This window comes from Plantactinospora sp. GCM10030261, assembly GCF_042666615.1.
GTDB lineage: Bacteria > Actinomycetota > Actinomycetes > Mycobacteriales > Micromonosporaceae > KBS50.
Genome location: NZ_JBHTDD010000017.1, coordinates 117,327 through 134,523, shown reverse-complemented (window position 1 = coordinate 134,523; position 17,197 = coordinate 117,327). Strand labels below are relative to the sequence as shown.

At 69.9% G+C, this 17,197-nt stretch carries 20 protein-coding genes; 11 read left to right on the top strand and 9 right to left on the bottom strand.

Annotated elements, in window-relative coordinates:
• The first annotated feature begins 50 nt into the window (after nucleotides 1-50).
• Nucleotides 51-746: a suppressor of fused domain protein gene (locus tag ACFQUZ_RS20590; protein WP_377444647.1), complete on the top strand. Its 696-nt coding sequence runs from the start codon at nucleotides 51-53 to the stop codon at nucleotides 744-746.
• 110 nt (nucleotides 747-856) lie between these two features.
• Here the strand turns inward: ACFQUZ_RS20590 and ACFQUZ_RS20585 are convergent, their stop codons facing one another.
• The gene (locus tag ACFQUZ_RS20585) at nucleotides 857-1,114 is read right to left on the bottom strand and encodes a hypothetical protein (protein WP_377444644.1); all 258 of its coding nucleotides are present in this window, start codon (nucleotides 1,112-1,114) and stop codon (nucleotides 857-859) included.
• A gap of 191 nt (nucleotides 1,115-1,305) precedes the next feature.
• On the opposite strand from ACFQUZ_RS20585, the gene ACFQUZ_RS20580 reads away from it, so the two are divergent.
• Complete coding sequence (locus ACFQUZ_RS20580) at nucleotides 1,306-1,875, top strand: NADAR family protein (RefSeq protein ID WP_377444641.1); 570 nt, start codon at nucleotides 1,306-1,308, stop codon at nucleotides 1,873-1,875.
• 220 nt (nucleotides 1,876-2,095) lie between these two features.
• On the opposite strand, the gene ACFQUZ_RS20575 is transcribed toward ACFQUZ_RS20580, so the two are convergent.
• Nucleotides 2,096-2,344: a hypothetical protein gene (locus ACFQUZ_RS20575; protein ID WP_377444638.1), complete on the bottom strand. Its 249-nt coding sequence runs from the start codon at nucleotides 2,342-2,344 to the stop codon at nucleotides 2,096-2,098.
• Nucleotides 2,345-2,718: 374 nt separating this feature from the next.
• Here ACFQUZ_RS20575 and ACFQUZ_RS20570 point away from each other — a divergent pair, with 374 nt between their 5' ends.
• Both ACFQUZ_RS20570 and ACFQUZ_RS20565 read left to right on the top strand, forming a co-directional pair.
• On the top strand, nucleotides 2,719-2,841 hold the full coding sequence (locus tag ACFQUZ_RS20570; RefSeq protein WP_377444634.1) for a hypothetical protein: 123 nt from the start codon (nucleotides 2,719-2,721) through the stop codon (nucleotides 2,839-2,841).
• A 56-nt stretch (nucleotides 2,842-2,897) separates the two neighbouring features.
• A complete protein-coding gene (locus ACFQUZ_RS20565; protein ID WP_377444631.1) occupies nucleotides 2,898-3,461 on the top strand; it encodes a dihydrofolate reductase family protein in 564 nt (187 codons plus the stop codon).
• A gap of 194 nt (nucleotides 3,462-3,655) precedes the next feature.
• On the opposite strand, the gene ACFQUZ_RS20560 is transcribed toward ACFQUZ_RS20565, so the two are convergent.
• Nucleotides 3,656-4,243: a TetR/AcrR family transcriptional regulator gene (locus ACFQUZ_RS20560; protein WP_377444628.1), complete on the bottom strand. Its 588-nt coding sequence runs from the start codon at nucleotides 4,241-4,243 to the stop codon at nucleotides 3,656-3,658.
• A gap of 146 nt (nucleotides 4,244-4,389) precedes the next feature.
• Here ACFQUZ_RS20560 and ACFQUZ_RS20555 point away from each other — a divergent pair, with 146 nt between their 5' ends.
• Nucleotides 4,390-5,409 carry an aldo/keto reductase gene (locus tag ACFQUZ_RS20555; protein WP_377444625.1) on the top strand — a complete coding sequence of 340 codons (1,020 nt, stop codon included), beginning with the start codon at nucleotides 4,390-4,392 and terminating at the stop codon, nucleotides 5,407-5,409.
• A 291-nt stretch (nucleotides 5,410-5,700) separates the two neighbouring features.
• On the opposite strand, the gene ACFQUZ_RS20550 is transcribed toward ACFQUZ_RS20555, so the two are convergent.
• The gene (locus ACFQUZ_RS20550) at nucleotides 5,701-6,339 is read right to left on the bottom strand and encodes a TetR family transcriptional regulator (protein WP_377444622.1); all 639 of its coding nucleotides are present in this window, start codon (nucleotides 6,337-6,339) and stop codon (nucleotides 5,701-5,703) included.
• Between the two features lie 108 nt (nucleotides 6,340-6,447).
• Between ACFQUZ_RS20550 and ACFQUZ_RS20545 the strand changes: the two genes are divergently transcribed.
• From ACFQUZ_RS20545 to ACFQUZ_RS20535, 3 genes are all read left to right on the top strand, one after another.
• Nucleotides 6,448-7,344 carry an oxidoreductase gene (locus tag ACFQUZ_RS20545; RefSeq protein WP_377444696.1) on the top strand — a complete coding sequence of 299 codons (897 nt, stop codon included), beginning with the start codon at nucleotides 6,448-6,450 and terminating at the stop codon, nucleotides 7,342-7,344.
• A 310-nt stretch (nucleotides 7,345-7,654) separates the two neighbouring features.
• Nucleotides 7,655-8,119 carry a DIP1984 family protein gene (locus ACFQUZ_RS20540; protein WP_377444619.1) on the top strand — a complete coding sequence of 155 codons (465 nt, stop codon included), beginning with the start codon at nucleotides 7,655-7,657 and terminating at the stop codon, nucleotides 8,117-8,119.
• A gap of 457 nt (nucleotides 8,120-8,576) precedes the next feature.
• On the top strand, nucleotides 8,577-8,987 hold the full coding sequence (locus ACFQUZ_RS20535; RefSeq protein ID WP_377444616.1) for a hypothetical protein: 411 nt from the start codon (nucleotides 8,577-8,579) through the stop codon (nucleotides 8,985-8,987).
• Between the two features lie 170 nt (nucleotides 8,988-9,157).
• Here ACFQUZ_RS20535 and ACFQUZ_RS20530 read toward each other — a convergent pair whose 3' ends face one another.
• From ACFQUZ_RS20530 to ACFQUZ_RS20515, 4 genes are all read right to left on the bottom strand, one after another.
• The gene (locus tag ACFQUZ_RS20530; RefSeq protein ID WP_377444613.1) at nucleotides 9,158-11,614 is read right to left on the bottom strand and encodes a VIT domain-containing protein; all 2,457 of its coding nucleotides are present in this window, start codon (nucleotides 11,612-11,614) and stop codon (nucleotides 9,158-9,160) included.
• Complete coding sequence (locus tag ACFQUZ_RS20525) at nucleotides 11,611-12,306, bottom strand: MerR family transcriptional regulator (RefSeq protein ID WP_377444611.1); 696 nt, start codon at nucleotides 12,304-12,306, stop codon at nucleotides 11,611-11,613. The genes ACFQUZ_RS20530 and ACFQUZ_RS20525 overlap by 4 nt, the downstream gene beginning before the upstream one ends.
• Before the next feature lie 135 nt (nucleotides 12,307-12,441).
• The gene (locus ACFQUZ_RS20520; protein WP_377444608.1) at nucleotides 12,442-12,876 is read right to left on the bottom strand and encodes a GNAT family N-acetyltransferase; all 435 of its coding nucleotides are present in this window, start codon (nucleotides 12,874-12,876) and stop codon (nucleotides 12,442-12,444) included.
• Nucleotides 12,848-13,096, bottom strand: a complete 249-nt coding sequence (locus tag ACFQUZ_RS20515) for an HAD family hydrolase (RefSeq protein ID WP_377444605.1) — start codon at nucleotides 13,094-13,096, stop codon at nucleotides 12,848-12,850. Before ACFQUZ_RS20515 ends, ACFQUZ_RS20520 begins: the two co-directional genes overlap by 29 nt.
• A gap of 293 nt (nucleotides 13,097-13,389) precedes the next feature.
• Here ACFQUZ_RS20515 and ACFQUZ_RS20510 point away from each other — a divergent pair, with 293 nt between their 5' ends.
• Together ACFQUZ_RS20510 and ACFQUZ_RS20505 are read left to right on the top strand one after the other, a co-directional pair.
• On the top strand, nucleotides 13,390-13,914 hold the full coding sequence (locus ACFQUZ_RS20510) for a hypothetical protein (protein WP_377444602.1): 525 nt from the start codon (nucleotides 13,390-13,392) through the stop codon (nucleotides 13,912-13,914).
• Nucleotides 13,915-14,120: 206 nt separating this feature from the next.
• The gene (locus ACFQUZ_RS20505) at nucleotides 14,121-14,615 is read left to right on the top strand and encodes a hypothetical protein (protein ID WP_377444600.1); all 495 of its coding nucleotides are present in this window, start codon (nucleotides 14,121-14,123) and stop codon (nucleotides 14,613-14,615) included.
• On the opposite strand, the gene ACFQUZ_RS20500 is transcribed toward ACFQUZ_RS20505, so the two are convergent.
• Nucleotides 14,599-15,675 (bottom strand): hypothetical protein, encoded by a 1,077-nt coding sequence (locus ACFQUZ_RS20500; protein ID WP_377444597.1) that lies wholly within the window; start codon nucleotides 15,673-15,675, stop codon nucleotides 14,599-14,601. The two genes, ACFQUZ_RS20505 and ACFQUZ_RS20500, sit on opposite strands and share 17 nt — an antisense overlap.
• Nucleotides 15,676-16,247: 572 nt before the next feature.
• Between ACFQUZ_RS20500 and ACFQUZ_RS20495 the strand changes: the two genes are divergently transcribed.
• Nucleotides 16,248-17,183, top strand: a complete 936-nt coding sequence (locus tag ACFQUZ_RS20495; RefSeq protein ID WP_377444594.1) for a ParB N-terminal domain-containing protein — start codon at nucleotides 16,248-16,250, stop codon at nucleotides 17,181-17,183.
• Nucleotides 17,184-17,197 lie beyond the last annotated feature (14 nt).

Genomic DNA, 17,197 nt, shown 5'->3' with positions numbered 1-17,197 from the left:
AGCGTGCCCCCGGTCGCGCCCCGTTGGACCCTTGCATAGGCTGCGTCGCCATGGACGAGTCGCGCGGGTCAGGAGTCCTCCGCCATCAGTCGCTGCACGACGGGTTCGTACCGGCGCAAGGGCCGCAGCAGGCCTTCACCGACGCTATCGACCGACACATCGAGGAACACTTCGGACCCGTCGAGTTCGTCTACCACGAGATCGCCTCGCACCTGGTCAGTGTGCATGTCTATGTCGTGGCCCCGACCACGGAACGCCCGTACCGGACACTTATCACTTCTGGGATGAGTGAGCTGCCGATGACGGTCCCAGAGGGCCACGACATCAGCCCGTACGCCGAACTGATGCTCTGCCTGCCGGCAGACTGGCCGCTGACCGAGGTAGCCGGGCTCGGTGACGAAATCGGGTGGCCGCTGCGGATCCTCAAGCAGGTAGCTCGGCTGCCGCACGAGTACGGAACCTGGATCGGCGAATGGCATTCCGTGCCGAACGGCGATCCCGCGCAGCCGTACGCGTCGGACACCCCGTTCGCCGGAGTCGTCGTCACGCCGATGCTGCGAGTGCCGCCAGAGGCCCGGACGATCGACGTCGGCGGCGGCATCCGAATCGCGTTGCTCGCGCTGATCCCTCTGCACCCAGAAGAGATAGCGGTCAAGGTCGAACGCGGTACCAACGCACTCATCGAAGTCCTCGACCGGGGCCGCATCACCGAGTTGCTCGACCCGCGCCGGCCCTCGTACGCCTGACAGCTCGATCGGACGCGCCGTGGACGCAGCTTGTAGCGGCCAGGCCATCCACTCCTGCCGCCATCCACGCTTGTCATGACGAGGAGTTGCCCCGGCTGGTCGACGTCGCCTTACGGCGTCCCGCCGTCGCTCGAAACGCCGGCGTTGAAGCCCTGGCTGTCGTCGCCGCCGTATCCCTTGCCGCGGATACTGCCCCTGTCCCGGTGACGCTTGTCGCGTCCGCTCTGGCGGATGGCGCGACGAGCTGCCCTCAGCGTTCGATCGGACCTATCCGCGTTTGCCCGTTGTCGGAGAAACAGCGCGAGTCCGGCAAGGACAAGAAGGATGGCGACCAGCGACCCGACGATGAACCACGCCCCGCTATTCATGCACCGATCGTAGGTACGCCGTCGCCGACCTTGGAGAGCCGTCGGCTGACGGCAGGGAAGTCTCCTCGCGCTGCTGCCCGGCGGTACAGACGACGAGATCAGGCGCACGCTCATGCTGCTGGCTCCAGGGCCACGCCTGGTGGCGAATTAGGGGTGGCGCGCTGCGGTCCTGGTCGAGCACACTCGCGATCATGCTGGCTTCCTGTCGTAGCGTCGCTGATCTGGTCACCGTCCAGGCGCGGGGAGACCGGATCAGGTTCCTGTTCTTCTGGGGGCATCAGCCGGAACGCGACGGCAGCATCGGCGCCGGATGCTTGAGCCAGTGGTGGCCGTCCTCGTTCACCGTCGGCGGGCTCGCGTTCGCCACCGCGGAGCACTACATGATGTGGCGCAAGGCCACCCTGTTCGGCGACGACGCCATGGCCGAGCGGATTCTCGCCGCACCACACCCACACGCCGCCAAGGCGCTCGGCGCTCGGGTCACCGGCTTCGACCAACAGACCTGGGACGAGCACCGCTTCGACATCGTGGTCGCCGGCAACCTGGCCAAGTTCGGCCAGCACGCCGAACTGCGCGCGTTCCTCCTCAGTACCGCGCGGCGGGTTCTTGTCGAAGCCAGCCCGGTAGACCGGATCTGGGGCATCGGGCTGGCTGCCGACGACCTCGCGGCCTCCGACCCGGCTCGGTGGAAGGGCCCCAACCTCCTCGGGTTCGCGCTCATGCAGGTGCGTGACCTCCTCCACGAACAGCCGAAGCGGTAGCCGCCCCGAACGCGAGCTGCCACAATTCGGGCGTTCAGTGGGGAGACGCACCGGGGGATGCGTGCGTTGCGGAGCTCTCGGGTTCCCGAATTCTGAAGCTTCCTCGGCCACGAACCCGCATGCTTCAGTTGCGGAACCCGGGCCATGGTGGCCCTGCCGGTCGGGCCGGCACCGAGAAGCTGGGGCACGACATCGAGGATGTGCGCTCCCGAGGAATGCTTCAGGCGCCGTCACCATAGGGATCACGGGCTGCCAGCATGTCCGCGAGCGCGACGCCACGACGGGCGGCCAGCCGGCGGCGTTGGCGAAGCTGTGCGCTGGTACGTGGCCGGAACTTCGGTTCGCGCCCGCAGCCGCACGTCTCGAAGCCTTCGTAGCGAAGTCCCGCGGCAAGCACCGCCGCCACGGCTGCCCAACCGGAGGTGTCCCGGCGTTTGGGAGCGGCGAAATCGTGGCCCGCGAGGACCATGGGTGCTCGGCAGCGCGGACATGGATGAGCTACCGCGTCCCACGGCTGCTTGCTGCTACTCCGGCACGGCACGCACACATAGTGGACCTTGTATGGGGTCTCGGCGTACCGGCACATGCGGTCAGGGTAGCTGCCCGCCTCTGCGAGACGCATCCGCATTGCCCGCCCTGGCGTGGCGCGGGGTGCGGCCTCGGGTCGCCGGCGCCAGGATCGTGGCCAGCAGAGTACGGCTGACGTCGTCTTGGGTTGATGTCGGCGGGCGGTGTCGGATTCGGGCGGGGTCGTTCGTAGTCAGGGTGAGGGACATCCCACGAGGGTGCTGTCGCAGTCACGGGAGATGACGGCCGATGCACCCGTGCGCCAGGGTCCGCCGCATGTTCGATCTGGTCGGCCGCCCGGGCGGCGGCCGGCGCGTCGACCGACGGCCGGGTGCCGGGTGCCGGGTGCTCGAGGTGGTGGAGGAAGCGGTGACCCGGCTCCAGGCGTTCACGAGCTGACCGCCACGCTGACGAAATCTCCTGGTACGCACAGCTGATTACCGAAGGATATGAGGATGGCAAAGCTGATTTACGTGAACAACATGTCGCTTGACGGCTACGTCGAGGACGAACGCGGCGAGTTCGCCTGGTTGCCGATGGATGACGAGGTTTTCGTGCTCTACACCGATCTTCTGCGGTCGGTGGGCACGTTCCTGTACGGACGGCGGCTGTACGAGGCGATGGCCGTCTGGGAGACCGACGCCGCTCTGGCCGCGCAGTCCGACCTCATGGCCGACTTCGCGAGCGTCTGGCAGGCGGCGAGCAAAGTCGTCTACTCCACCACCCTCACCGAGGCGTCAACCGCCGACACCCGAATCGAACGCCGTTTCGACCCCGCCGCGGTAGCGGAACTGAAGGCCACGGCCAGCAGCGATCTCACCATTGGCGGTGCCCACCTCGCGGCGCAGGCGTTGCAGGCCGGGCTGGTCGACGAGTGCCGGCTGCTCGTCTGGCCGGTGGTCGTCGGCGGGGGTAAGCCGGGGCTGCCGACCGGCACGCGGATCGTTTTTGAGCTGCTCGACCAGCGCCGATTCGGAAACGGCGTCGTGCAGCTCCGCTATCGCCCACGTGGGCAGTGACGGACAGCAGACGGAGTGGTGACGACTGGATCGGTCGGACGAGGGTGGCGTCAAGTCGCTATGGGGCGTCAACCGCCGTGTCGGGCCCACGGCGCGGCGAGCCCCGCTCCGGGATGGCCGCTGGGTAGTCGGTGGCGTACGCGGCTCCGCATTTGCCCCCCGCGTCCCGTCCGGGCGTCTACCGGCAGCGTCACCTAGCCGACGCGAAGCCCGGCGACGAGGAGGTCGACCAGGCGGCGTGCGTCGTAACGGGGATCGTTGCCCGCGCCGACGCAGAGATTGCCGACGCCGCGCAGCAGTTCGTGGGCGTCCAGGTCGGGGCGGATCTCGCCGGCGTCGACGGCGGCGTCGAGGAGCCGGTCGCAGACCGGGACGAGCCGGTCGAGGAAGTAGGCGTGCAGGGTCTGGAAGGCGGCGTTGTCGGACTGTAGCGCTGCGGCGAGGCCGTGCTTGGTGACCAGGAAGTCGACGAACAGGTCGATCCACCGCGCCAGGGCGGTGTGTGGCGTGTCGCTGTCGGCCAGTAGGGCCGGTCCCGCCTCGGCGCACGCCTCGATCTGGTGCCGGTAGACGGCGACGATGAGGTCGGATCGGGTGGGGAAGTGGCGGTAGATCGTGCCCACGCCGACGCCCGCCCTGACGGCTATGTCCCGCACGGGGACGTCGACACCGGAGGTGACGAACGCCGCCGCGGCGGCGTCGAGCAGGGCCTTCTCGTTGCGCCGGGCGTCGGCCCGCTTGCGCGGGACCGGTTGTTCCGAGCCGCTGTCGATGTCGGCCACGTCACGTTACCTCCGTCACTCCCGTTGGCAAACGGAACGTTGTTCCGTATGTTGGTTATCGGAACAGTGTTCCGCTTGATCAGCCTACCCACCGGCCGGGCCGTCACCAACCCGTGGAACGCCGGACACCCGAAGGAGAAACAGTCATGCAGTACCGCCCCTTGGGCCGCACCGGTGTGCAGGTCAGCACCCTCGTGCTCGGCGCGATGAACTTCGGCAGGATCGGCAACACCACCCAGGATGACGCCACCGCCATCATCGACACAGCGCTCCAGGCGGGGATCAACGTCATCGACACCGCCGACGCCTACAGCGGCGGCCAGTCCGAGGAGATGGTCGGCAAGGCCATCGCCGGCCGCCGCGACGACGTCGTCCTGGCCACCAAGGCGACCCTGCCGATGGGCGACGAGCGCAACCAGCGCGGCGGTTCGCGCCGCTGGCTGGTCACCGCCTTGGAGAACAGCCTGCGCCGCCTCGGCGTCGACCACGTCGACCTCTACCAGATGCACCGGTGGGATCCGACGACCAGCGACGACGAGACGCTGTCGGCACTGACGGACCTGCAGCGCGCGGGCAAGATCCGATACCTCGGCTCCTCCACCTTCCCGGCCTACCGCATCGTGCAGGCACAGTGGGCCGCCCGCGAGGGACGCCTCAGCCGTTACGTGACCGAGCAACCGAACTACTCGATCCTGCAGCGGGGTATCGAGACCCACGTGCTGCCCGCGACGCAGGAGTACGGCATGGGTGTGCTCGCCTGGAGCCCGCTGGCGTCAGGCTGGCTGTCCGGGGCAATCCGTGCCGGTCAGGAAATCAGCACGAACCGCTCGGGCTTCATGCGGCAGCGCTACGACCTCAGCATCCCCGCCAACCGGGCCAAGCTCGACGCCGTCGAGCGGCTCGCCACGGTCGCCGACGAGGCTGGCCTCAGCATGATCCAGCTCGCGCTCGGCTTCGTCACCGCGCACCCGGGCGTGACCAGCGCGATCATCGGTCCCCGCACGACCGACCACCTCCGCTCGCAACTCGCCGCCGTGGCCACGGTGCTCTCGGCCGACGTGCTGGACGCGATCGACGCGATCGTGGCTCCCGGCGTCGACCTCGCCGCCCACGAGAAGAACGACACCCCACCCGCCCTGCTCGACCCGGCCCTGCGCCGCCGCTGATCGATCGGCACATCACTGACCGGGCGGCAGGCGGACGTACGCCCGCCACCGTCTGCCGCCCGACCCACCACACAGCCAGGCATTCCCAGGCTCGCGCCGAACGGACCGTCGGACCCCATGCGAACCGATCTGATCCGTTCGTCAGGACGACCGATCGACCAGATCGCGCGCCAGTCGCATCGGGGCACCCCATCGTGCCGGCACGGACGAGGAATCGTCGGCCGGCCAACCCCATTCCCGCTGGGCATGGCGGACTGGTACCTGTGGCGTAGGCGTGGGTGGCCGTGCTGCTCAAGATGTCGAGACGGCAGGGAGACCAACCGCGTCGAGGGCCGGTGCCAGGATGGCGAACGCCCGGTCGGTCAGGTCGGCCAGGCGCTGCTCGTCGTCGCCGGTCTGCCACTGGTGAAGCACCGTGTCGAAGGCCAGCAGGGCCATTCCGGCGGCCATCCGCGGGTAGGGGTCGGCGTCCGGATCGAGGCCGTGGCGGGCGGCCAGGGCGGCGGCCAGGCCGGTGCGCCACTGGATCTGGTGTTCCAACGAGCGGGCCTGCAGGGCGGGGGTGTCCAGGATCAGCCGAACCACGACCCGGGCCCGCTCGGTGTGGTCGGGACGGTCGGTGCAGGCCGCGAGGGGCACCCAGACGGCGTGGCGCAGGGCGACCGATGGTGGCTCCGTTGGTGGCCGGGCGGCGAGTTCTGCCACCACGTCCGTGCCCATGTCGGACAGGAACCGGACGATCACGTCTTCCTTGGAGGCGAAGTAGCGGAAGAAGGTGCGCCGTGACATGCCGGCCGCGGCCACGATGTCGTCGACGGTCACCGCGTCGAAGCCCTTGGTCGCGAGCAGCATCAGGGCCGCGTCGCGCAGCTCGTCGGCCACCAGTTGGCGCTTGCGTTCGGCCATGCCGCCGTCCGCACGAGGTGTCATTCGGCGATGGTACGTCGCCACCACGTCGACACTCAATGCACCTATTGACACCCAGTGTCATCCCTAGCACAGTGAGCCCATGAGCCGTGACGGGCGACCGCGGAACGGATCCCCGACCTGACGGGCCGGACCTTCGTCGTCACCGGAGCAACGAGCGGACTCGGCCTGGCGACCACCCGAGCGCTCGCCCACCACGGCGCGCGCGTGGTACTGGCCGTCCGCGACCGGGAGAAGGGCCGGCGTGCGGCGGCCGAGATCGCCGCCGCCAACCTCGAGGTACGCCGGCTCGACCTGGCAGACCTCGATTCCGTACGCGAGTTCGCCGACCGGATGCGGTCCGACCATCGCCGGCTGGACGTGCTGATCAACAACGCCGGGGTGATGGCACCGCCACGTACCCTCAGCCCCCAGGGCCACGAGGTGCAGTTCGCCACCAACCACCTCGGACACTTCGCCCTCACCGGGCTCCTGCTGGACCTGCTACTGGCCGGCCAGGATCCGCGGGTGGTGACGGTCACCTCGGTCAACCACCGGCAGGCGAAGCCGTCCTTCACCGACCCGACCGGCGGGCACCGCTACTCCCCGATGGGCTTCTACAACAAATCCAAGCTCGCCAACGCGATTTTCGGCTACGAACTGCACCGGCGGCTGACCACGGCCGCCAGTCCGGTCCGCAGCTACCTCGCCCACCCCGGCTACACCGCCACGAACCTGCAAACCAGCGCCACCACCCCGATCTGGCGGCTCCTGCTCGGCCGGATCGGTAACCCCCTGCTCGCCCAGCCGGCCGAGCGCGGCGCCTGGCCACAGCTGTACGCCGCCACGGACCCCACCGCGCAGCCGGGCCAACTCATCGCACCCGACGGCCCAGGCGAGCTGCGCGGCCATCCCGCGCCCGGCAGACTGTCCACGGCCGCCACCGACCCGGACAACGGCCGCCGGTTGTGGGAACTGTCCGAACAGGCCACTGGCGTACGGTTCGCTCCGGTGCGAGGACCCAGCTGACCGGCCGACAGGCTGCGGTTCGCCATACCGCTGTCGTGTTGGTACGACGATGGCGGTCATGGCTCGACTGCTTGTCGCTCGTTGGCTGGTTGCGCGGGTGGTGTGAGACAGGTAGTCCGTTGCCTGCTCCGCGCGTCGGCGACTCGCGTGCCGTCCGCGCGGAGCAGGCTGCCTGGAGGCCTGCCACCTTGCGCCGCCGGATCGACGCCGGCGCCGAACGTGCCATCTGAAGGCATACCGCCCTTGCCGCACGTACCGTGGTCCACGAAATTGGAAGGCGGCGGTGATCTTCGCTGGTCATACTGGTGCCATGAAGCTTGCTGAGGCTCTTGCGCTGCGCGCGGATGCGGCGCGTCGCGCCGAACAACTGCGCACCCGCATCGTCGCCAGCGCCCGATACCAGGAGGGTGAGGCGCCTGCTGAGGACGCTGCGGCGCTCCTGGCGGAGGTGGACGAGGTGCTCGGTGAGCTGGAGACGCTGATTCGGCACATCAACCGCACCAATGCCGCCACGCTGGTTGAGGGCGGTACACTCACCGACGCGCTGGCACGCCGCGACGTGCTGCGCCTGCGGCACAGCGTGGTCACCTCTGCCGCCGACGCCGCAGCCGGGGAGGGCCAGCGCGGGTTTCGGCAGTTGCGGTCGGAGCTGAAGATGGTCCCGGCGCTGCCGGTGGCGCAATTGCGTAGCCAGGCCGACGACCTCGCCCGGCAACTTCGCGAGGTCGACACTCTGATCCAGCGGACCAACTGGGAGGTCGACCTGCTGGACTGAGAGGTTGCGGAGCAGGTAGCCGACGTGGCGGCGTGCACGAATCCGAGAGCCGGCGGGTAATCCGGTTCACTCCTGGCGCGCCGTGGGCAGGCGCAGGGGTTCGACTCCCCAGCACACATCGCAGGCCCAGCACAGCGAACAGGTGACGGCGCACAGGGCACGGCACACTACCGGGTGCAGATCCACGACGGCGAGGGTGGGACCGGGGCTTTCCGCGACACAGATGTCAGGTATCCAGTTGGTGCGTGACGGTTCGGTACCAGATGCTGGGTGACACGTCCGACTAGCCGATCCTCAGGAGGGTCTTCTGGGGCGGGTTGAGCTAACCACCCGAACCTGAAATCAGCGGAACTCGGGGATACCGAGTTCCGGGTGGTCACGTCGGAACCCGGCCCGTCGGGGGGCTGCCGCTGGATGACACCCTGGTCGCTGTGGTTGCGGCAGGGGAGGGGCGGTCATGGGTATCTGCATCGTGTGCCGAGCGGAGCAGCGCACGGTCGTGCGCATCAGTAGCTGGGGCGTGCCGCACGGCGCCCAGGGTCACCAGGTCAACTACCGCTGGACCAACGTGGCGGTCTGTCCAGAGTGCGGGGCTGGCGTTCTCGTGCACTTCGACCATGACTGCTTCCACCCGCCCTGGGAGGAGCCGTGGGACATGGACTGGTCCTGGCCGGTCGACGCCGACGGGGTCCAGCGGTTGCGGTCCGCTCTTGCCGGGTGCCCGGACCCGCTGGAGCCGTCGTGCGAATGTCCCGCGCACCGGACGTTGCGGGACAGCACCGAGCGGCCACTACCGCGAGAGGACCCCGTGACGATCGTGTCGACCGGCAACGGGCTGCCGCAGGTTCGGTCGGTACGCGAGCTGTGAGGTGGTCCGGGTTACGCCCACCGCGCCGTCGCCAGTGCCGGCGGGCCCGGATCCACCGGCGCTGAGCATCGTCGTGCGTGCCTCCGGTGCCGCTGTCCCGGACCGTCAGGCGAAGGATCACGACGCGCCGCCACCGATCGGTCGGGCGATGGGTGACCCGTGGCGGCGGTTCAGCGCTTCCAGAACGCTCCCCGGGGGGTGTCCCGCGACGGTTCCGCTCGCCGGCCGGCCGCGTACCCGTCGAGGATACGAAGGCAGTGCTCCCACACCTCGGTGAGTGGTCGCCGGGCGATCTCGGCCGGCGTGAGCACCTCGGCCAGCGCGCGCAGCGGCCCGTCACCGAGTACCGCCAGCCGGCTGCCCAGGTCCTCGAGCAGTTCACGCCGCTCGTACTCGGACCGAGCCTGCGCCGCGCGCAGCCGGCCTGCCTCGGTGGCCGCGAGCGCACGCAGGTCCTCGGCCGGGGTCGACGCGGCGGCCTCAGGTGCGGCCGGACGCGCCCACGCCAGCCCGCGCGGCCGATCAGATCCGGCCGGGCGCCCGACGGGTGCCGGGTGACGACCAGACCCGGACGGCGTTTGCGCCGGCGGCATCCCGACCGGCGGCGCGCCGGCGAAGTCCACCTCGTCGGCGCTTGTCACCCTCGCCAGCGAGGCGCCCCGGTTCCACCCCGGCACGAATCCCGGCGCCGCACCCGGCGCGGCCGGGGCGCCGGCGGACGCAGCCCAGGACGCCTGGCGGAACGCCGGACCGCCGGGCGGCGTCCAGCCGGACGGCAGCTCCACCGGCTGGATGACCCGCTGTGCTGGCGTCCCGTCGGTCACCACCCGGTCGTCCACCGCCACGTACGCGGTGAACCGGCACAACACCCTGAACCGCAGCGAGGTGGCGGTGATCCTTTGCTCCAGCGAGGTGACCGGGCCACTGGCCGCCGCGTACGTGTCCTCCAGGTCGCGCAGGTGGGCCCGGGCCCAGACGGCCGTCACCGCGGGCGCCTCCCGCCGCTCGGCGACAGCGGACACGGTGAACTCCCGGCCGTCCCGGGTGCTGCCACGCACCACAAGCGCACCCTGACCGGAGCCCCGGTAGCGTCCGCAGATCACGAACGGGACGCCCGGGAACACGTCCGGCAACCGGGCCGGCGTCACCGTCCCGTCCACCACGGACAGGCCCTGGTCCTCCAGCCGCACCGCGGTGACGGCCGGCGCGCCGATCCGCCGGTGGATGTGGTCCATCGCCTCGTCCAGCCGGTCCTCGCTCTCCACCAGCTCGCAGCGGCCCCCGCCGACCACCGCCAACCGGCCGAGGAAGCCGGCGTTGACGGCCCGGTCGATCCCGACGGTGTGCACCCGCACCCCGCGCAGCTCACCTGTCGTCTCCCGCAGCAGCTGGTCCTCATTGCCCACCTGACCGTCGGTCACCAGCACCAGCACCCGGTCGGTCGCTTCGCCGGTGCCCAGCAGACGCAGCGCCTCCCGCATCGGCCCCAGTAGCTCGGTGCCGCCCCGGGCTTCCATCCGCGCCAGATGCTCGACCGCTCGGTACCGGTTGCGGTCGGTCGCCGGCACCAGGCCGGACGGCAGGTCCGGGGGCGTCTCCACGGTGTGGTCGAAGGCGAGCACCGCGAACCGGTCACCCGAGCCGAGCGTGTCGACGATCCGGGCCGCGGCACGCCGGGCGGCGACCATCTTCCAGCCGCCCATGCTGCCCGAGCGGTCCAGCAACAGCACCACATCCCGGGGCCGGGGCCGCCGGGTCGCCTCCGGTGGTAGCACAGTCAGCCGGAAGGTGCCTTCCTCGCCGTCCTGATCCGGATCGACCACCAGCGCCGCCGCCGCCTCCGTCACCCGGTACGGCAGACGCAGCACGAAGTCCCGGTCGACCCGCTCTCCCGGACGCACCCGCAGCCGCCCGTCGGCCTCGTCGACCGCGTGCAGGCTGGACCGGACCTCACCCAGCGGCAACCCGGCCGCGTCGATGCCGACGTCGATGCTGAGCGCCACCGGGTTCGGGACGCCGGGCAGCAGCACCGGCGGCGTGATCCGGGAGGCGTCCGGCACCGCGTCGGTGTCCGCGGCGTACCCGTCGCCCACCTGGCCGTCCGGCACCGCCCGACCCGGGACGTACCGGGGCGCGACCACCAGCGGAAAGCGGAACGTCGCCTCGTCGTCGGCCCAGGCCAGCGGCCCGGCCAGGGTCAGCGTGACGCTGACCCGTTCGCCGGGCGGGATGTTGCCGACCCGCATGGTGAACACGTCCGGCCGTTCCTCCTCGGCGATGGACGCCCGCTGACCGGCCGCCAGCGCGGTGTCGTATGCCTGCCTGGCCGCCGCCCGCTCCCGCAGCTCCGCCTGCACCACCCGACCATCGGCGGTCATCCGCATCGCGGTCACCGCCGCCCGGTCCGGCAGCGGGAAGACGTACGTCGCCTCCAGCGGGCGGTCGTGCACGTTACGGAAGTCCTGGGTCAGCTCCACCCGGGACACCAGGCCGGTGATGTCGACCCGCAGGTCCAGCCGATCCAGGGGCAGGTTGCCGTGCTCGGTGCGCAGGGCGCCGAAGCCGCCCTCGTGCACCGGGGCGGCCAACCCGGCCACCTCGGCCTCGGACATCGTGGCGATCCTCATCGGGTTTCCCTCCCAGTTGGCGGCAGCAGGCCGCGAGCGGCGAGCAGGTCGAGCAGGGGTCGGGCAGCCGCGGCGATGGCCGCGGTGTCGTCGTGGTCGGGCTGCGCGGTCAGCACCAGCACCGCGCCGTCCCGCAGGGGTACGCCGAACAGCGGCGTCGCCGCCGGACCGGCGGAACGGGTCGGCGGTTCCGGTGCCGCGGCTTTCGTGGGTCGGCTGGTCCAGAACGCGCCGGCCGACCGGGAGCTGCCGGCCGCTGACCCGCCGGTGGTGACGCTTGCCGACGGGGTGGCGCGGTCCTGGGAGGCGGCCCGGCCCGATCGAGTCCGCCGGGGGGACGCGTCCGCCGCCGGTCCGGTCCGCGGCAGGGCGGCCGGCAGCTCGGCGATCCCGGCGAGCACCCGGTCGGGGGCGCCGGCCAACTCCGCCTGGATCTCCGCGATGGAGTGCCCGGCCGCCTGTCGGCGCTTGACCGCCACCAGTTGCAGCAGGTGCCGAAGGCCGTAGTACGCGGTGCGACCACGGATCTCGGCCGGTCGGTCGAGCAGCCCGATGGTCGCGTACCACCGGATGGCGCGGGCGTTCGGACGGTCCCGGACGCGACCGTCCGGGGTGCCCTGGTACGACCCTCCGGCCAGGGCGGCGTCCACCTGGTCGGCGAGTTCGTCGATGGTCCACGGCGCGTCGCTCACCGGGCAACCATGTCACTGTCATATAACACTGTCAAGTTTTGCCGCGTCCGGAAGCGCCGGGACGCGGCGCCAGGACTCCTGATCGCCACGCCTGAACGGCGCCGGTCCCGGTCACGGCCGCGGACCGCACGGCCGCTACAGCGGCATCGCGTACACGATGAAGTCGCGGAACTCGGCGACCTGGTCGTACAACCGGCGGGCGGTGCGGTTGTGCTGCTGGGTGTGCCAGTACAACCGCGCGCAGCCCTGCTCGCGGGCCCAGTCCTCGACGGCCCGGATCAGTGTCCTGGCGACGCCCTTGCCCCGGGCGTCCGGTGCGGTGAACAGGTCCTGGAGGTAGCAGACGTCGGGCGAGGTGGTACTGGCATGGACCAGGAAATGGGCGATGCCGACCAGCCGGCCGTCGAGTCGGGCACCGAGCGCGTGGATCCGGTCACCTCGCTGGAACTTCCGCCAGGCCCGGTCGTAGTCCTCCGGCTGCCAGGTCCGTCCGTAGAAGGCGTGGTAACCGGAGAACAGCTCCTCCCAGGCGCGTCGGTCGTCAGATCGGAGCGAGGTGACGCTGGTCAAGGATCGTCCTTCCGGGGGTGAGGGGAGCGGGAGTGGGCCCGCGGCGGTGGTGTGCTCTGCGGTCCACCTCCGCGTCGCCCACGTACGCGGCGTCGGCGACGTCGACCGCCAGGCGTTGACAGGTCAGCGACAGACCCTCCGGCGCGGGCTTCGGATCGGTGATCTCGCCTCCACAGACGACGACCGGGAACCGCCGGTCGCGACCGGTGGGTGTCGACAAGCGCGCGGTCGAGGTCGAACACGACCGCCGTCGGGCCGATGCCGGGGGAGCGGCTCACGCCCGGGCCCGCCAGTAGCGACCGGGGGCGACGGCAAGCGTCGTCCGGCGGTACGACGCCGGGTTGACGCGGGCCTGGCCATCTGATCATCCTCGCCGCGGGAGGCCTTCCCACCAAGGGCCAGTTCTGACGGGGTGGCATGGTCCCTCCGCGGTGCCGCTTCGCTGCCACGGGCGCACCCGGTGACCTGTAAAAACGGCTGGCGCTGCACGGTCTGAGAGGTGAGACTCGTGCGGTGGCACAGGTCGCGGCGGGTCATCGGCGTTCGTACCGTTACGTTGGTCCGGTCGATGTGCTTGCCTCCGGGTCGCGCGAGGACGGCCGCCGGATCGATTCTGCCGGCGATCTGGCCGAATGGCTTGCGACACTCAACCCGGCTGAGCGCGCCGAGCCGCACACGTTCGTCGTCGATGACACCGGCGGCTTGCGACTCGCGCCCCGGCGCAGCGAGCACGTCGCCTGTGCGGGCGGCCGCCCCGTGCTCAGCGCCGGCGAGATCACCTTTGCCCGGCAGGACACGGGTTGGACGGTCACCGAGGTGAGCAACCAGTCGACCGGGTACTGTCCCGAGCCGTCCTCGTGGCCGGTCGTGGCCGCCGCGTGCGATAGGGCGGGTCTGCCGCATCCCGGCGGGTTCACCACGGCGTTCGAGTTCCGTCGCTGCTCGGCCTGCGGTCAGCTCGCTATCGTCAAGGACGACGACCTCACCTGCGCCGCGTGCGGCGGGGAACTGCCGACGGCATGGAAAGTCTCCGGTTGACGCGGCACCGCGCCTGACCTACACGGGCCTCTCCCGGGCGCCCCCCTGAATTGCGGAGTCGCCCCCGTGTGTCCTACCGGACCCGTCCTGACCAGCTTCGCGTCGGGCGGCTATCTGGCCGATAGACGATGTCGGACAGGCGCCGCTTCAGTGCCCACAGGGCCGCCTTTGCTGATGACCGCGAGCAGGAGGAATGCCGAGTCCTGATGAAGTTCTGGTGGCAACTCTCCATGCCATATCAGGAGGTGAGTGAGGCTGATCTGGATCGGCACGTCAGTCCCGCCAAGCGGGAAGCCGTGCCGGGACTCATCGACGCGATCAGGCGCTCACCGGAGGCGGTCGACGCATGGGTTACCGCCACCGAGCGGCAGTTCCCGCTCGTGCAGGATCGCGGCTACCAGGCTCATCGTTTGCGTACGGCGCGCACGGATGATGAAGTCTCGGCGGACCTCGACCTGGCCGGCATCGAGTTTCTCGAACGGATCACGACAGAAGTCTCCTACCCGCTGCCGGCCTCCGGTTCGGGACCAGCATCTGGTCGGCCGGAAGATGGCCGATTCGACTCCGCGCCGGATGCGATCGTTCCTGTTGACGCCCCGGATGCCGGCCAAGGTGAACGCCGGCTTCGGTCGGATGCTCCTCCAGGCGCGCCACAGTCCACATATCGAACGATAGCTGTCTCGATTAATGTGTGGTGTTGAGGATCTGCGTACAGCGATCGCGATCGCGGGGCAGGCCGGCCTGTCTGAACACCAGGGCGGCGTTGCCGTCGTTCGGCGCCCACAGCTCAGGGTTGTCCAGCAGCGCGCCGAGCACCAGGCGTTGTGAGACGGTGAGTGGCGCTCCGGTTCGATAACCAGGGTGGAACGCCGCGCGTACCAGCGGACCCCAGGTCCGATCCGCACCGGTCCAGCTCGCGGTACGCACGAGCTGCGCGGCGGGTTCGGCGATGCGCTCGAAGTCACGCACTCGCCTGGTCGAGGCTGCGATCAGTTCGGTTAGCGAGTAGCCGCGCCACGGGTCGGGATCGATGAAGGAGTTTGCGTATTCCTGCAGCGGATCGTTGGCAGGTAGCACGGGGAGGGTGCCGGTGCCGGCGGCGTGTGTCAAGCCGCGGATGAGGATCTCGGTGGCGTTCGGATGGTCGGCCAGCCCCGGCGCGAGAGCGGCGGTGACCTGGACGTCGAACTCAGGATCGTCCAGATAGTCGGCCACTGGCGCGCCGAGCGCGACGAGTTTGGCGACGTACCAGGCGCGCTTCTCGCCGGCGGCGATCCGCTGGCGCAGCAGCGCGCCGAGGACCGGCCGCTCCTCGCTCAGCGGCGTACAGCGGGCATACGACACGGCTGCCGCTGTGGCCGTTGTCCGCAGATCGGCGTTCTCCGCGTCCACGTACGCGTACACGCTCTGGTACGTCGTCACCAGCGCCTTGTGCAGATTGGGGAGCAATCCACGGCCGTGCTGGCCGTGCTGGCCGTGCTCGATGTCGACGGTCGCTTCAGCGACCCAGCCAAGAAATTCGAGCAGACTGTCGCGAACCGCTGGCTCAACGGCCAACTCGTCGAGGTAGCCGGCCACCACCAGGACGACCGGTGCGGTAGCCGAGTAAGCCACCCCCTGGTGCAGTACCGCGACATCGAGATGTTCGAGCGCTTTCTCGACGGCGTCTCGATCGTGGCCCAGTAAAGCTGCGAGGTGACGTGGGGTATCCACGGCTGGACCGTACGCGTGCTCCAGACGTGACCAGTCGACGTCTCTCATGTCCCTGATGCTCATCCAGGCCGCCACCCCTTCTCCACGCCTTTCCCGGCACACAAGACCGAGCAGGGTGCCTCGACAGGCTACGTGGAGTGTCGCCCGACCCAGTACGGGCGTACGGACTCGCGTGGTCCGCGGGTACGGCGCGGCTGGCGGCCATTGGGCGCATCGGCCCGCCGAGGGCTCGGAAGGCTGCCGGCGGCACGGCAAGTTCGGACCTCGACGCCAACGTCGGCTCGACCGAACGGCACCCACTCTCGTGATGTGGATCACAACCCCTCTGAATCGGACGCAAGGGTGGCAGATATAGATGTCTACTGATGTGACTAATTGTCCGCTTGGCCTCATCTGGACTGCCCGCAGATGCCGATTGGCCCGGCTTTCTTGGAATGTGGGACGGCTCGACCCTGGCCGAGAATGCCGGCACGGATGGCAGTCGAGAGCCTGTTCAACTGATGTCGAGACCCGCTTGAATTGCGAGCAGGCTACGCCGATGATCGATGCTTGCCAAGGTTGTCGGCCACTGGGGACGGTGCTACCGTCGAGCCAAGGCTCTAGTGCGGGGGGCGTATTAGGTGACTTCAAGGAGCCCATCAGAGCAGCGTGTCATTCGACTGTCGATTAAAGAGATCGGTCCACCGGACTCGGCGCGCAGTGGTGGAATCGACGAAGATCATGTGCGACGTTTGGCGCGCCGGTCAACGGTGTTGCCGCCGGTCCTGGTGCACGCCGAGACAATGCGTCTGATCGATGGCGTGCATCGCCTGAAAGCAGCATTACTCCGTGGCGAGTCGAGTATCGACGCAGTACTTCTTCCGGGCGCGTTGGATGAGGGGTTCCGGCTTGGCGTCCGTACGAATATCCGGCACGGGCGACCGTTGAGCCGATCCGAGCGGCGGGAGGCGGCGGGGCGGATCGTCCGGTCCCACCCGATGCTCTCCGACCGGGCGATCGCCGCGGACGTCGGCCTTTCCACCCGGACCGTGGCGGACATCCGCCGCGGCGTCGACGGCGGCCGGGCCACGATCCGGATCGGCCGGGACGGCCGGGCCCGCCCGCTCTCCGCGATCGACGGCCGCAGACGCGCTGTCCAGGTGCTTGCCGAGCGCCCGGACTGCTCGCTGCGCCAAGTCGCGCAGGAGGCCGGGATCTCCCTTGGCACCGCTTGCGACGTGCGGCATCGGCTGAGGTCGGGTGACGACCCGCTACGTACCGAGGTCCGGCCCGCCCCCGTGGCGGACCGGTCCCCGGATCGCGAGCGCAAGCGCGAGCACGCCGACGTCGGCGCGCTGATCGGGCGTCTGCGGTGGGACCCCTCCATCCGCTATACCGAGCGCGGTCGCGGGATGTTGCGCTGGCTCAGCGTCCGCATGGTCAACTCGCAGCAGTGCGCGGAGGTCGCCGAGATGGTTCCGCCGCACAGTGCGGGCACGCTCGCGTCGATTGCCCGGGAATGCGCCGCCGCCTGGGTCGAACTCGCTGAAGAACTGGAGCAGAAACACACGCCATGACCGGCGATGAATTG

Coding starts and splice junctions, on each gene's coding strand:
- ACFQUZ_RS20550 (WP_377444622.1), bottom strand. CDS start 6,339: ATGACACCTCGTGCGGACGGCGGCATGGCCGAACGCAAGCGCCAACTG.
- ACFQUZ_RS20585 (WP_377444644.1), bottom strand. CDS start 1,114: ATGAATAGCGGGGCGTGGTTCATCGTCGGGTCGCTGGTCGCCATCCTT.
- ACFQUZ_RS20580 (WP_377444641.1), top strand. CDS start 1,306: ATGCTGGCTTCCTGTCGTAGCGTCGCTGATCTGGTCACCGTCCAGGCG.
- ACFQUZ_RS20505 (WP_377444600.1), top strand. CDS start 14,121: ATGAAGTTCTGGTGGCAACTCTCCATGCCATATCAGGAGGTGAGTGAG.
- ACFQUZ_RS20500 (WP_377444597.1), bottom strand. CDS start 15,675: ATGAGAGACGTCGACTGGTCACGTCTGGAGCACGCGTACGGTCCAGCC.
- ACFQUZ_RS20530 (WP_377444613.1), bottom strand. CDS start 11,614: ATGAGGATCGCCACGATGTCCGAGGCCGAGGTGGCCGGGTTGGCCGCC.
- ACFQUZ_RS20590 (WP_377444647.1), top strand. CDS start 51: ATGGACGAGTCGCGCGGGTCAGGAGTCCTCCGCCATCAGTCGCTGCAC.
- ACFQUZ_RS20555 (WP_377444625.1), top strand. CDS start 4,390: ATGCAGTACCGCCCCTTGGGCCGCACCGGTGTGCAGGTCAGCACCCTC.
- ACFQUZ_RS20535 (WP_377444616.1), top strand. CDS start 8,577: ATGGGTATCTGCATCGTGTGCCGAGCGGAGCAGCGCACGGTCGTGCGC.
- ACFQUZ_RS20565 (WP_377444631.1), top strand. CDS start 2,898: ATGGCAAAGCTGATTTACGTGAACAACATGTCGCTTGACGGCTACGTC.
- ACFQUZ_RS20575 (WP_377444638.1), bottom strand. CDS start 2,344: ATGGTCCTCGCGGGCCACGATTTCGCCGCTCCCAAACGCCGGGACACC.
- ACFQUZ_RS20570 (WP_377444634.1), top strand. CDS start 2,719: ATGTTCGATCTGGTCGGCCGCCCGGGCGGCGGCCGGCGCGTCGACCGA.
- ACFQUZ_RS20540 (WP_377444619.1), top strand. CDS start 7,655: ATGAAGCTTGCTGAGGCTCTTGCGCTGCGCGCGGATGCGGCGCGTCGC.